The sequence below is a fragment of the Nocardiopsis sp. N85 genome (assembly GCF_028882275.1).
Lineage (GTDB): Bacteria > Actinomycetota > Actinomycetes > Streptosporangiales > Streptosporangiaceae > Nocardiopsis > Nocardiopsis lambiniae.
This window is the reverse complement of record NZ_JARBUT010000032.1, coordinates 15445-28534: the sequence shown is the minus strand read 5'-3', so window position 1 is coordinate 28534 and position 13090 is coordinate 15445. Positions and strand designations below refer to the sequence as shown.

General features: G+C 70.4%; 11 protein-coding genes. 2 read left to right on the top strand and 9 right to left on the bottom strand.

The window, feature by feature from the left end:
* The first annotated feature begins 152 nt into the window (after positions 1-152).
* Positions 153-446: a GNAT family N-acetyltransferase gene (locus PWG71_RS28025; protein ID WP_274813074.1), complete on the top strand. Its 294-nt coding sequence runs from the start codon at positions 153-155 to the stop codon at positions 444-446.
* A 120-nt stretch (positions 447-566) separates the two neighbouring features.
* Here PWG71_RS28025 and PWG71_RS28020 read toward each other — a convergent pair whose 3' ends face one another.
* The gene (locus PWG71_RS28020) at positions 567-1523 is read right to left on the bottom strand and encodes a quinone oxidoreductase family protein (RefSeq protein WP_274813073.1); all 957 of its coding nucleotides are present in this window, start codon (positions 1521-1523) and stop codon (positions 567-569) included.
* A gap of 184 nt (positions 1524-1707) precedes the next feature.
* Here PWG71_RS28020 and PWG71_RS28015 point away from each other — a divergent pair, with 184 nt between their 5' ends.
* Entirely contained in the window at positions 1708-3195 is a 1488-nt protein-coding gene (locus tag PWG71_RS28015; RefSeq protein ID WP_274813072.1) for a carboxylesterase/lipase family protein, read from the top strand.
* 273 nt (positions 3196-3468) lie between these two features.
* On the opposite strand, the gene PWG71_RS28010 is transcribed toward PWG71_RS28015, so the two are convergent.
* The 8 genes from PWG71_RS28010 to PWG71_RS27975 form a co-directional block, all read right to left on the bottom strand.
* Positions 3469-5868 (bottom strand): Tex family protein, encoded by a 2400-nt coding sequence (locus PWG71_RS28010; protein WP_274813071.1) that lies wholly within the window; start codon positions 5866-5868, stop codon positions 3469-3471.
* 507 nt (positions 5869-6375) lie between these two features.
* Entirely contained in the window at positions 6376-7569 is a 1194-nt protein-coding gene (locus PWG71_RS28005) for a tyrosine-type recombinase/integrase (protein WP_274813069.1), read from the bottom strand.
* 80 nt (positions 7570-7649) lie between these two features.
* Complete coding sequence (locus PWG71_RS28000; RefSeq protein ID WP_274813067.1) at positions 7650-7868, bottom strand: helix-turn-helix domain-containing protein; 219 nt, start codon at positions 7866-7868, stop codon at positions 7650-7652.
* A 93-nt stretch (positions 7869-7961) separates the two neighbouring features.
* Positions 7962-8126 carry a hypothetical protein gene (locus PWG71_RS27995; protein WP_274813066.1) on the bottom strand — a complete coding sequence of 55 codons (165 nt, stop codon included), beginning with the start codon at positions 8124-8126 and terminating at the stop codon, positions 7962-7964.
* A gap of 70 nt (positions 8127-8196) precedes the next feature.
* Positions 8197-9267 (bottom strand): AAA family ATPase, encoded by a 1071-nt coding sequence (locus PWG71_RS27990; RefSeq protein WP_274813065.1) that lies wholly within the window; start codon positions 9265-9267, stop codon positions 8197-8199.
* Positions 9264-10160 (bottom strand): bifunctional DNA primase/polymerase, encoded by an 897-nt coding sequence (locus PWG71_RS27985; RefSeq protein ID WP_274813064.1) that lies wholly within the window; start codon positions 10158-10160, stop codon positions 9264-9266. The genes PWG71_RS27990 and PWG71_RS27985 overlap by 4 nt, the downstream gene beginning before the upstream one ends.
* Positions 10157-10555, bottom strand: coding sequence for an RRQRL motif-containing zinc-binding protein (locus PWG71_RS27980; protein ID WP_274813062.1), 399 nt, complete (start codon positions 10553-10555; stop codon positions 10157-10159). Before PWG71_RS27980 ends, PWG71_RS27985 begins: the two co-directional genes overlap by 4 nt.
* Positions 10556-10809: 254 nt before the next feature.
* The gene (locus PWG71_RS27975) at positions 10810-13083 is read right to left on the bottom strand and encodes an FtsK/SpoIIIE domain-containing protein (protein ID WP_274813061.1); all 2274 of its coding nucleotides are present in this window, start codon (positions 13081-13083) and stop codon (positions 10810-10812) included.
* Positions 13084-13090 lie beyond the last annotated feature (7 nt).

Genomic DNA, 13090 nt, shown 5'->3' with positions numbered 1-13090 from the left:
CGTTCTCCTTAAACCGACTGGTCGGTATGTCAAGTGGACTCTATGCCCGAGCGAGACGCGCCGCAAGAGGTGGGCGGTGTCGACGAGCGGGACAATGGCTCCGGTGGCCCCTCCGGGGCCGCCGGTGGAACGACACCGGAAAGGCACCCTCCATGGCGACCGAAGTGGCCGACGCCCCTGAGAACGAGCGCTACGAGATCCGCGTCGAGGGAGAGGCGGCCGGCTTCGCCGAGTACATCCTCACCGACGGGCTCATCACCTTCACCCACACCGAGATCGACCCGGCCCACGAGGGGCGGGGACTGGGCGGGAAGCTGGTCCGCGCGGCCCTGGACGACGTGCGCGGCCGGGGCCTGGACGTGCTCCCGCTCTGCCCGTTCGTCAAGGGCTGGATCCAGCGCCACCCCGACTACGTCGACCTCGTCTACGGGGCCTCGAAGGCCTGAGCGCCGCTCCGGGCGCGCCGGGGGGAGGGGTGTCCGCGCGTCGGCGCACGGGCACCCCTCCGAGTGCAAAAGCGGACATTTCATGATCTACAACGTCAAGGTGACGTTCGTGATCAACGGTCAGGCAGTGGGGTCGAGGACGAGCTTGCCGATCGTTCCCCGCGAACGCAGTGCCTCGTGCGCCGCGCGCGCCTCGGCCAGCGGGTGGGTTCCGCCCGTGATCGTTCGCAGGTCGCCGTCGGCCACCAGGGTGAACAGCTCCTCCATCGCCTGCCCCATGACGTCGCCCGGCAGCATCCACACGTGCGGCAGCCACATGCCGGCCACCGTGGTGGAGAAGCGCATGAGGTTGGGGAGCTTCACCGGTGAGGGGGTCTCGCGCGAGGCCATGCCGTAGAAGGCCAGCCGACCGAACGGGGCCAGGGCGCGCAGGCTCTCGTCGGTGACCCGGCCGCCGACCATGTCCAGGACGACGTCCACGCGGCGGCCCTCGTTGGCCTCGATCAGCGCCTCGGTCATGTTCGGGGCGGCGGAGTCCACGACGGCGTCGGCGCCCAGTTCCAGGGCGAGTTCGCGTTTGGTCCCGCTGCTCGCCACCGCGATCACCCGGCCGGCCCCGAACAGCTTCGCCAGCTGTACGGCCAGGGTGCCCACGCCGCCCGCGGCGGCGTGCACCACCACGGACTCGCCGGCCTCCATGCGGGCGCTCTTGCGCAGCAGGACCCAGGCGGTGGCGCCTTGGACGATGAGGGCCAGGGCGGCCTCGTCGGAGACGCCGTCGGGGATGTCGTAGGCCGTGTTCGGGTCGACGACGGCCTTCTCGGCGTAGCCTCCGCCGCTGGTCAGGGCGACGATCCGGCGTCCGTCGGGCATGCGGCCGGCCACCTCCGATCCCGGCACCAGGGGCAGGGTGGCGGGGGAGAGGTAGCTGTTCTCGGCCTGGTGGGTGTCGGCGTAGTTGACGCCGGCCCGGGTCACCTCGATCAGGTGCTCATGGGGCTTCGGTTCGGGATCGGGCAGATCCGTGAGGGTGAGGACCTCGGGACCGCCGAACTCCGTGATCTGAATGGCGCGCATGGGCGGTTCTCCGTTCGTCCGTGTCATACCGACCGGGTGGTATGTTACCCGCGAGTTGCCCCGTTGTCCTCCCTCGGTCCCCTCGGCGGGTCGACCGGGTCGGTGTTCGTCGGCGCGGGTCTTGCGCCGAGTTACCTAACGTTGTTAGGTGTGGTGTAGGTCACGACACGAGGAGAGGGCACCAGTGACAGAGAACGTGGTGACGACGACCGGCGGTCGGGTCCGGGGTGCGGCCTCGCCGCGCTCCGCCGACGGATCCGTCATCGTCCACCGGAGCATCCCCTACGCGGCCGCCCCCTTCGGCGAGCACCGTTTCGCCGCGCCCGCGCCCCCCGCGCCCTGGGACGGAGTCCGCGACCACACCTCCTTTGGGCCGCCGCCCCCGCAGAAACCCCACCTCGTCGGAGCCGCGGCCTGGTCGCCCGACATGTCCGACGACTGCCTCACCCTCACCGTCTGGAGCGCGGCCCGCCCCGGCGACCGCGCCCCCGTCCTGGTGTGGATCCACGGCGGCGCCTACATCGTCGGCGCCTCCTCCGAGCCCTCCTATGACGGCACCCGCCTGGCCGAGAGCGGCCCGGTCGTGGTCGGGATCAACTACCGGATCGGTTTCGAGGGGTTCGGGCACGTTCCCGGGCGCCCCGACAACCGCGGCATCCTCGACCAGGCCGCCGCCCTGCGCTGGGTGCGCGACAACATCGAGAACTTCGGCGGCGACCCCGACAACGTCACCGTCGCCGGGGAGTCGGCCGGGGCCGGATCGGTGGTGTGCCTCATGGCCTCCCCCGACGCCCGCGGTCTCTTCCGTCGGGCCATCGCCCACAGCGTGCCCGGCGACATGATCACCCCCGGCACCGCCCGGTCCGTCGCCGAGCGCATCGCCGCGGCCGCCGGGGTCCCCTACGAGGCGGAGAGCCTGTCCGCGCTGTCCCCGGAGAAGGTGCTGGACGCGATCGACGTGGTCCTGGCCGAGACGCCCTCCGGCGGATTCAAGCCCTTCACCTGCTTCGCCCCGGTGGTCGGCGGTCCCGAACTGCCCGAGTCGCCCCTGGAGGCGGCGGCCCGGGGCGGGACGGCCGGGATCGATCTGCTCATCGGGCACAACGCCCACGAGTTCCGGCTGTTCACCGAACTGGGCCAGGAGGTGCGGATCGACGACGAACAGGTCCTGCGCGACACCGTGGCCCGGCTGGGGCTGCGCGAGGACGCGGTGGAGGTCTACCGGGCGGCGAACCCCGGAGCCTCCGTGCGCGAACTCTTCAACGCGGTCCAGAGCGACGCCGTGTTCTGCGAGTACACCGTCCGCTTCGCCGAGGCGCACGCCCGCGGCGGCGGTCGCGCGTTCTTCTTCAGGTTCGCCGCCGAGAGCACCGTGCTGGACGGGCGCCTGGGCGCCTGCCACGGTCTGGACCTGCCGTTCGCGTTCGGCAACCTCGACGGCGACTTCGGGATGTTCCTGCTCGACGGCGCGCCCACCGAGGCCCATCACGACCTGGCGGCCCGCATGGTCGCCGCCTGGCGCGACTTCGCCGCGACCGGGGACCCCGGCTGGGCGTCCGTGACGGCGGAGGCCACCGTGGTCAAGGAGTGGAACACCCCCGACGTCCTGTACCCCGGGCACGTCGCCCCGGTCCGGGAGGTCTGGGCGGACGTCCCCCTGGCCCCCAAATAGGAGGCGGTACCCGACGGCCCCCGGCCCCGGGCGGGGTCGGAGGCCGTCACGTGATCAGGTCGTGCTTCTGTGAACCTGCGCTGCGCTGCGCTGCGTTTCGTGCTCGGCTGCTCGGCTGCTCGGGTGCCCGGGTGCCCGGGGAACGGGGAACGGGGACCTTCGGCCGCCGCGTCGACGTCCGCGTTCCCCGGGCGTCCCCTCCGCCGGCCTCCAGAACCCCGTGGGCGGCCTCGGGTGTGCCCTGGGAACGGAAGGGCGGGCGAGGAACACGCCCTAGCGGTTCAGTCCGGCGCGGCGCAGGGCTTCGGCCATCGCGCCCTGCGGGGCCTGCTGACCACCCTTGCCACCGCCACCGCCACCGCCCCGGCCGGCGTTACCGCCGTTGCCACCGCGACCACCACGGTCCCCGCGACGGCGCTCACCGCCGCCGTGCTCACCGCCGCGCCGCTCTCCCCGGTCGCCGCTCCGGTCACCGCCCGCGGGGGTCTCGTCGGTCAGGCGCATGGTCAGCGAGATCCGTTTGCGGGGGATGTCGATCTCCTGCACCTTGACCTTGACGATGTCGCCCGGCTTGACGACCTCGCGCGGGTCCTGCACGAACCGGTCCGACATCGCCGACACGTGCACCAGGCCGTCCTGGTGGACCCCCACGTCGACGAACGCGCCGAACGCCGCCACGTTGGTCACCACGCCCTCCAGCACCATTCCGGCGGCGAGGTCGTTCAGCGTCTCCACCCCCTCCTTGAAGGTGGCGGTGGTGAAGGCCGGGCGCGGGTCGCGGCCCGGCTTGTCCAGCTCCGCGAGGATGTCGGTGACCGTGGGCAGACCGAAGGTCTCGTCCACGAACTCCTCGGGCCGCACCTTGCCCAGCAGGTCCTTGTTCCCGATGAGGGAGGGCAGGTCGGCGCCGACCCGGTCCAGGATGCGGCGCACCACGGGGTAGGCCTCGGGGTGCACGGCGGAGGCGTCCAGGGGGTCGTCGCCGCCGGGTACCCGAAGGAAGCCCGCGCACTGCTCGAACGCCTTGGGGCCCAGCCGCGGCACCGACTTCAGCTGCGCGCGGGAACGGAAGGGGCCGTTGGCGTCGCGGTGGGAGACGATGTTGCGGGCCAGCGTGGAGGTCACGCCCGACACCCGGGTCAGCAGCGGCACCGACGCGGTGTTGACGTCCACGCCGACACCGTTCACACAGTCCTCGACCACGGCGTCCAGGGAGCGCGACAGCTTCACCTCGGCGAGGTCGTGCTGGTACTGGCCGACGCCGATCGACCTGGGGTCGATCTTGACCAGCTCGGCCAGGGGGTCCTGGAGACGGCGGGCGATGGAGGCGGCGCCCCGCAGCGACACGTCCAGATCGGGCAGTTCCTCGGAGGCGTAGGCGGAGGCCGAGTACACCGACGCGCCCGCCTCCGAGACCATCACCTTGGTCAGGGACAGCTCGGGGTGGCGCTTGAGCAGGTCGGCGGCGAGCCGGTCGGTCTCGCGGGAGGCGGTGCCGTTGCCGATGGCGACCAGGTCCACGTCGTGGGCCTTGCACAGGCGGGCCAGCCGGTCGATGGAGCCGTCCCAGTCGTGGCGGGGCGCGTGGGGGTAGATCGTGTCCGTCGCGACGACCTTGCCGGTGGGGTCGCAGACGGCGACCTTCACGCCGGTGCGCAGACCCGGGTCCAGGCCCAGGGTGGCCCGGGTGCCGGCGGGCGCGGCCAGCAGCAGGTCGCGCAGGTTGGCGGCGAACACGCCGACGCCGTCGTCCTCGGCCTGCTGCCACAGGCGCATGCGCACGTCGATGTCCAGGCGCACCAGGACGCGGGTGCGCCAGGCCCAGCGGACGGTCTCCTGGAGCCACCGGTCGGCGGGGCGGCCGCGGTCCACGATGCCGAAGTGGTGGGCGATGGCGTTCTCGAAGGAGGAGCGCGGGACGGTGCCGTCGGCGTTCTCGGCCGGGGCCTCCTCCGGTTCCAGGGTGAGGGTGAGGACCTCCTCCTTCTCGCCCCGGTACATGGCCAGGACCCGGTGGGAGGGGAGCCTGGTGAGGGGTTCGGAGAAGTCGAAGTAGTCGGAGAACTTGGCGCCGGCCTCCTCCTTGCCCTCACGGACGGCGGAGACCAGGCGGCCCTTCTCCCAGAGGCGTTCGCGCAGCAGGCCGGTGAGGTCGGCGTCCTCGGCGAAGCGCTCGACGAGGATGGAGCGGGCACCGTCGAGGGCGGCCTTGGTGTCCGCGACGCCCTTGTCGGCGTCGACGTAGGGGGCGGCGGTCGCCTGCGGGTCCAGGGTCGGGTCGCCGATGAGGGCCTCGGCCAGCGGTTCGAGTCCGGCCTCGCGGGCGATCTGGGCCTTGGTGCGGCGCTTGGGCTTGTAGGGGAGGTAGATGTCCTCCAGGCGGGCCTTGGAGTCCGCGGCGTGGATGCGCGCTTCGAGTTCCTCGTCGAGCTTGCCCTGGGACCGGATCGACTCCAGGATCGCGCCCTTGCGTTCGTCGAGTTCCCGCAGGTAGCGCAGGCGTTCCTCCAGGGCGCGCAGTTGGACGTCGTCCAGGGCGCCGGTGGCCTCCTTGCGGTAGCGGGCGATGAAGGGCACGGTCGACCCGCCGTCGAGGAGTTCGACGGCGGCCTTGACCTGGTGGCCGCCGACTCCGAGTTCCTCGGCGATGCGCTGGTCGATCGTGGGTGTCACAGGGGTCGTCACTGGTGCGTGTCCACTCGTCGGCTGTTCGGTGCGGGCCCATTCTGCTGCCGGCCGCGGACATTGTCATCCCGGCCGCGCCCGGGACCGGCGTGGGCCCTCGGTTTTCCCGAGGGGAACGCGCGGAAAGGTCGTGCGTTCCGTGCTTGTCGGGTTCGGAGGGTGGTGGGGGAGTCGGTGGCGGACGGGGTGACCGGGGCGGCCCCGCGGGGTCGGGGGAGTACGCGACGGAACGGAGGAGGGCGTTCCCGTTCGCCGGTCGAGGTGCGGGACGGGGGCGTCTCGGCGGAGAGCGCAAAGGTCGGGCGGGTCGGGGCGTGCGCGGCGTCCGGATCTTTGCGACCGCGGAGGGTTCAGCCGTTGCCCTCCATCAGGTCGGGGGCGTAGTACTCGTCGAGGGGGACCGGGCCGCGATAGCCCTGGCACATGCACTGGCGGCACGGCACCGTGTGCAGGTCAGAGCTATCAAGAAGGGGTGTCAGGTGCCTAAGAGGGTGCCTAACCCTCTCCGTCCTCCCCCTCACTCGTCAGGATCGTGTCCATCCGCTGTGCCCCTTCGGTGAGCACGGGCCTCAGCTCCCGACGATAGTAAGTCTCCGTGGTCACTGTCGTGGCGTGTCCGGCGATGCGTGCGATCTCTTCGACCGGGACGCCGTCCGCAGACATCAGGGAAACGAAGCTGTGCCGCAGTTCCCGCAGTGTCCAGTTCGTCAGCCCTGCGCGCTTGAGAATCGGCAAGAACATCTTGTTCGTAGTGAAGCGCGTGTAGCGCTTCCCCAGCGCAGTGCAGAACACCAGTCCTGCATCGTGCCAGTTCTCACCGGCCTGTGCCCGCAGCCGCTCCTGTTCCTGGCGGCGAGTCCGCAGGGCTTCAACCGCCAATTCTCCCAGGGCGAGTGTGCGTTTGCTCTTGCGGGTTTTGGTGTCACCGCCGACGCGGTCAGAGCGCCACACAGAGATCGATGGCGGGACAGGAGGTTTTGCTGCTGGATTCCCTTCCAGATCCACCATGTCCCATTCGAGTGCTCGGGCCTCCTCATTCCGGATCCCGGTCGTCAGCATCACCACGATGTACGGGTAAAGCGCGTAACCGCGTGCGGCGCTGATTAGCGCTCGCGCCTGAAGGAGCGTGAGTGACTTGCTGGGGCGGCCGCTCTGCCCTTCGGGTGCTTCCACGAGATCGGCGACGTTTCGAATGACCTTGCCGCGTTTCTGAGCTTGCTGGATCGCTGACCGAAGAATCCACAGGAGGCGCCGAAGGACCGATGTCGCCAGTACGTCGGCCCGGTCATCCAACCATTCCTCCACGTCCTCAGGCTCAAGGTCTCGAAGCTTGAGGCGGCCGATGGAATCCTTTATGTGAACCTTGAATTGTTGCCGGTACTGGGCCACCGTGTTCTCGGAACGGCCTTTTTTAGAGGTCCCGAGCCAGTCGTCAACAGCGTCTGAGACCGTGTACCGGGCGGAGGACTTGACTCCCGCATCGATTTCGTTGCGGAGTTTCCGGAGTTCGTTGCGAACCTCCGTCTTCGTTGCCCCGTAGACTTTCGGTCGGCGGCGCTTCCCTCGGGCATCGAATCCCAAGGAGATCGACCCGACATAGCACTTCTTTTCCTTATCCCAATGGATGCTCCCTTCACCCCGACGCCCCCGGCGCTTCTTGCTTTCCTGAGGTTCGTTTTCGTTGTGCATTGAATCTTTGTTCCTTTCCATGGCGGCGGATCCAAGAGCGGAGACGTGTGGCCGTATCAGTGATACGGCCACACGTCAGGTCAGACGGTCACCTCGGCTTCTTTCTCCAACAGGGCGACGAACTCCGTGATCGCATTGGCCGGAATTCGGCGGGCGCGGCCGACCTTGACGAAGCGCAGGCGTCCGGCACTCATCTGCTCGTAGAGTTCGGCGCGGCTCAGCCGGAGGACCTCCGTCGCGTCCTCAACGGTGTAAAGCGCTTGGGGGAGACGCTGGGCAGGGATCGCGTGCTCGGTCATGATGGATGTGCTCCTCTCGAAGGAGTGCGGTTCCGGCGGTGTGCTTGGCGGCTATGCGCCGGGGCCGCTTCTGCGCTCTCAGCGGTGTGTGGGTTAAAGGGACTCGATGAACACGCCGACGGAGTCGGCGGCGGTCATCAGCCCTCCGAACGCGCCGGAGACGATTCCGGCGGCGGTCTCGGGGCTTTGAACCACGAAGATCACGACGATGACCGTGACGACGGCGGGCCAGATCTTCTTGGGCTGCACGGGGATCACTCAAGGGCTCCTTACGTGGGTGGGGGTTGGGGTGAGTCGGACAGTCGGACACTGGGGTGTTGGGGGTGTCCTAGTCGTTTTCGCTGGTCAGAAGATCAATCGGACAGTCGGACACTGGGGACACCTCGGGGGCGCGGGCGGCGTAGTAGCGGCCGGAGGCGTCCTTGGTGAGCTGTCCGGCCTCGCTCATGCGCGAGCAGTTCCGGCGGACGGTGCCGGGATCGATGTCCGGCAGGCCTTCGACAACGTCCTTGGGGCGGGCGCCGGGGTGCTCGCGGACGTAGCGCAGCACGGCGGCGCGGGTGTCGCCCACGGTGTGCTCGGCGGCGGGGCCTTCGAGCAGTTCCCAGGCGCCGCGGTCGGCGTGGAACTTCAACGCCTGCTCGGATTCGTCCACGTCGCGCCCGGTGACGTGCAAGATGCCGTCTGCTTGGCCGCGGGCGCGCTTGAGCACGAGGGTGGCGTCAGCGGCCCCCGCCAAGCCGTTGGTGCCGGAGACCTCCGCCAGGAAGTCGTCACTTCCCGCCTTGCGGACGTGGTGCACCAGGACGACGCAGATCCCGTAGGTGTCGGCCAGCTTCTTGGCGTGGCCCACCGCGGCGTAGTCGGCGTCATAGGCCGACGCGCCGGGGGCGGAGGTTCCGCGGACCTTGGCGAACACGTCGATGACGACCATGCGGGCGTCGGTGTTGCGGTCCAACCACGACGCGATGGCGTCGGTGCCGCCCTGGGGCAGGGGCGGGCACTGGGTGGCCAGGGTCAGCCCGGCGGGTGCGGGGCGACCGGCCAGGATCTTGCCCATGCGGGACTGCAACCGGCGCGGGGTGTCCTCCAACGCCAGGTAGAGCACCGGTCCGGCCTGCACGGGGACGTTCTCCAGCGCGTTGCCCCCGGCGGCGACCGACAGCCCCAGTCCGAGGGACAGCCAGCTTTTGCCGACCTTCGGGGGTCCGGCCAGCAGGTTGACGCCTTCGCACAGCAGGCCGGGGACGGCCCACCGGGGTTCGGGGAACTGTGCCGCCATGAGTTCGGTGGCGGTCCACGCGGTGCGGCGGCGCTGCTGTGCGGCCTCCTCCTGCTCAGTGGGCGGGACCGGCGGGACGGTGTGCAGGTGTTGGGGTTCCAACGGGTTGACGGTCATGCGGCGACCTTCCGGGGGCGGTTGGCCCCGGCGCGCAGGCCGGAGCGGATGGTGCGCGGGATCTCGCGCGGCGTCTGCCCGACTTGGGCGGCGGCCTCGGAGAGCCAGCCGGTCACCTGCGCTTCGGTGAGTTCGCCGCCGGCGACCAGTTGCCCGAGGGCCACGGAGGCGGTGTACAGGGCGTTGTTGCGGTGGTGGGGCGGGGCGTCGGTGATCCGGGAGAGTTCGGCTTCGACGGCGGAGCGCAGGTAGGCGGTGCGCCGGTCGGTGGCCACCGGCACCCGCACCGGCCGCTGCGGCGGCAGTGGCGCGGGCTTGAGCAGGTCGGCCAGCCAGGCGGGCAGGGGTGCCACCGGGGCGGGGTTTTCCACCGTGTAGGGGCCGTGACCGTCGGCGTCGGCGACGACCGACCCGGGGCCGACGACGTAGCCGCCGGTGGCGCGGGTGTCGATCAGCCATCCGAGCTTGCCGGAGGTATTGCGGTAGGTGATCCCAGCGGGGACTGTGTAGTAGAGGTGCAGACCGCCACGGCGGGTGCGCACGGCGAAAGTCCAGGGCACCTCTCCGTCGGCGTGCTGCCCTGCCAGGGCGGCGAACACGTCGACCCCGTCGGTGATCCCGGGCCGGTCCCACTCCGGCGGCGGGGTCTCGCCGTCCTTGGGGGTGTCCAGGTCGACCACGACCAGGCCGGAGGGCCCGGTGGCCACGGCGACGTTGTGGGTGGGGTGGGCTCCCCAGTGGGCGATCACGTCGGCCTCCTCGCGGGTGGCGTGCCGCTCCCAGCCGGTGAACCCACGCAGGGGCTTCTTGGAGCCGCTGCGCAGCGGGAACACGTGCCAGCCGCGCCGGACGGCGGCCATCGCGTAGGGCAGGACGCTGGTCGGGGTACTCATGCCGCCACCTCCAGCTCCCACGTCTGCGGGGTGCCGCCTTCGTGGCAGGCCGGGCACTGCCCGAGCGAGGTGGGGATGACGTAGACGAACACTTGCTGGCAGGTCGGGCAGGTGCGGCGGGCGCGCATCGCGGCTTCCAGAGCGCGGGCGCGGGCGGAGGTGAACTCCTCCTTTGGTCGGGCCTGGTCGATCCGGTACAGGGCGGCGGTGCGCACTCCGCCCTTGGCCCGGCGGGAGCGCCACATCAGCTGTGCGTCGGCGTAGGAGCTTCCGGGGCGCAGGCCCATGGCGTCCAACTGCTTGCGGGTGGCCAACTGGTCGGCGAGGATCCAGGCCGTGCCCCAGGGGTAGGTGGGCAACCCGTAGCGGGCCCCGGTGGGGTCGAGGAAGGTCACCGGGTGACCTCCGTCCGGTGGTGCTGCATCATGGGAGTGCTCCTGTCGGTGGGTTCGCCCCGCGGTGGGGGTCGCTCCTTGCGAGTGGTGCGGTCCCGGTGGGTTGCTTGGCGGCTATGCACCGGGACCGCATTCCTGTTTTCAGGGCGTTCAGGTCGGGCGTGAAACCCGACATCACTGCTGTTCAAAAGCGGTTTTAGGGGATGTCGGCCCCGAAACCGGTTTCAGGGCCGTTGAAGCCGCCCGGTCGCGGTCTAGTCGTCCTCCGACGCGGCCCCGGAGCGCACCCGGGCGGCCTCCAAGTCGGTCCGCTTGACTCCCTTGCGGGACCCTCCGTCGCCACGCTTGGTGATCTGTCCGGTGTTCACTCCGAACGGCGCGAGGGCGTTGGACAGGGTGGTGGCCATGCGGGTCTCGTGGGCGCGCTGCTCCTCCCGGGGCATCTCCCCGACTGGGACGTCCGAGGCCGTCCACGGTCCGTAGGTGTCGGGCCGGTAGGAGGCCAGTGCTTCCACCAGGCGGACGGAGTGCATGGTGTCCTCCCCCGCCGGCCACACGGCGGCTAGGTGGTCGACCAGCGTGGTGGTGTCCTCGGAGGTGATGGTCTCCCCGGCGGCCTCCCCGGTCAGGGTGCCGGCGGCGGTGCGCAGCGCCAGGGCGCGCTTGGCGATCTCGATCGCTTCGGCCTGCTCGATGAACGCGGCCCGCACGATCTGGGTGTCGTGGGAGGACTTGGCCAACCAGCCGGTGCCCGCCTCCTTCTTGGGGTCGAACATGGTGGCTCGGACCCCGTTGCGGTACATCGACGTCCCCAGCACCAGGTCGTTGGCGATGTGGCCGGTGACCGCGAGGCAGAATCGGGTGGACACGTTGTCGCTGACCGTCTTGGGCAGGGACTTGGCGTCGGGCCGCTGGGTGGTGACCACCAGGATGATCCCGTAGGCGCGGGCCTTGCGGATGAGCCGTCCGGCGATGTCGGCGGCCTCCTTGCCGTACTCCTCGTGCTCGAACAGGGTGTGGGCCTCATCGAAGATCGCGAGCAGCGGGTGCAACCCGAGCTTGCGGTCCTTGGCCAGGTGCGGGTAGACCTTGCGCCCCTTGGGCACCTGCTCGGCGGGAAGCCCGGCGATGATCTTCTTACGGCGCTTGAGCTCCTTCTCCAGCTTGCGCAGCGCGTCCAGCGCCGAAGCGCAGTGTTCGTCGTCGTCACCGGACACGTACCGGTGGCAGACGGGCTGCACGGGGTCCAGGTCGCCGGAGCCCTTCATCTCGTACACCCACATCTCGCAGGCGGGATCCAGGGCGCCAGCCATGGCGACGACCATGACGCCGGACGTCTTGCCGGATCCGGGCACCCCGCCCATCAGCAGGTTCGTGTACATCAGGTTCAGCGGGATCACGCGCCCGCGGGGGTCGAACCCGAAGGGGATGTCCTCGAACAGGTCGGCTTGGCCCTGCTTCATCAGCGGCCACAGGCGGCGCTTGGCCTTGGCCGGGTCCTTCTTGGCCACCCACAGCACCAACCGGCCCGGGTGGGCTTCGGTGTCGGACTCAGGCCACACGGTGGTCAGCGGGCGGCGCATCGCTCCGGCCAGCTTGGCGCGCTCCTCCAGCACCTTGTCTGTGAGGTAGCCGGGCGGCAGGTCGACCTCCGCACGCCAGCCGGGGCCGTCGGTCTGGATGGGGTTGACGAAGTCCACGCGGCCCTTGACCCCGATCGCTTCCAGGGCGGCCACGACCTCGGTCGAAGTCAGCTCCCGCTGGAGGTGCGGGGAGGTCCACCGGTCGATGATGGGCTTGGAGTCGGCATTGCGTCCGGCAGCGCCGAACAGGGCCAGCATCGCCACGATGCCGGACATCGACGCCCACGCCGGGGCGGTGCCCAGCGTGACGGCGCCGACCAGGGTCACACCGAGCGCGACCACCAGGGAGGAGAGCAGCCGGGCTCGGATCCGGACGGTGTGCTGGCGCGACAGCATCATGTACTCGCTGGTGCGGTTGCCGGTCGCGGCGTGCTTGCGCAGCTCGTTGGCCTCGATGTCCAGCGCCCACCGGCCCCAGTGGGACAAGGCGCGGCCCATGCCGCGCGGAGACCGGGAGACGAGCTTGAGCAGGTAGACCGGGGAGCGGGTGGCCCGGTAGGCGCCCATCCGGGCGTAGTACTCGATGAGGAAGCGGGCGGCGTCGGTGAACTCCTCCCGCGAGCGCAGGTAGGACGGCACCAGGGCGGGGGCGGTGTCCAGCAGGGTCCGCCGGTCCTCCAGCCAGTTGGCGCCGCTGCCCTGGGGCAGGACGTCGACCGGTCGTGCCTGGGTGGTCTCGTCGGTGTCCAGGACCTCAACGTCGGTGGGGTCGACCACTTCGACGTCGGTCTCGGCCGGGGCGGGGCCGGTCACGGGGACGGCACCGATGGTGGGGCGGGTGGTGGTCCGGTCGGGGAAGGGCACCACCCTGCCGTCAGCAGGGGCGGTCTCCTCTTTCTCGCTGGGCAGGTCCCAGGGGGCGGGGTGGGGTCCGGGGCGGGTCATGATGGTG

Excerpts from the sequence above, each read along its gene's own strand:
- PWG71_RS28025 (WP_274813074.1), top strand. The coding sequence starts at position 153 with ATGGCGACCGAAGTGGCCGACGCCCCTGAGAACGAGCGCTACGAGATC.
- PWG71_RS28020 (WP_274813073.1), bottom strand. The coding sequence starts at position 1,523 with ATGCGCGCCATTCAGATCACGGAGTTCGGCGGTCCCGAGGTCCTCACC.
- PWG71_RS28005 (WP_274813069.1), bottom strand. The coding sequence starts at position 7,569 with ATGCACAACGAAAACGAACCTCAGGAAAGCAAGAAGCGCCGGGGGCGT.
- PWG71_RS28000 (WP_274813067.1), bottom strand. The coding sequence starts at position 7,868 with ATGACCGAGCACGCGATCCCTGCCCAGCGTCTCCCCCAAGCGCTTTAC.
- PWG71_RS27990 (WP_274813065.1), bottom strand. The coding sequence starts at position 9,267 with ATGACCGTCAACCCGTTGGAACCCCAACACCTGCACACCGTCCCGCCG.
- PWG71_RS27985 (WP_274813064.1), bottom strand. The coding sequence starts at position 10,160 with ATGAGTACCCCGACCAGCGTCCTGCCCTACGCGATGGCCGCCGTCCGG.
- PWG71_RS27975 (WP_274813061.1), bottom strand. The coding sequence starts at position 13,083 with ATGACCCGCCCCGGACCCCACCCCGCCCCCTGGGACCTGCCCAGCGAG.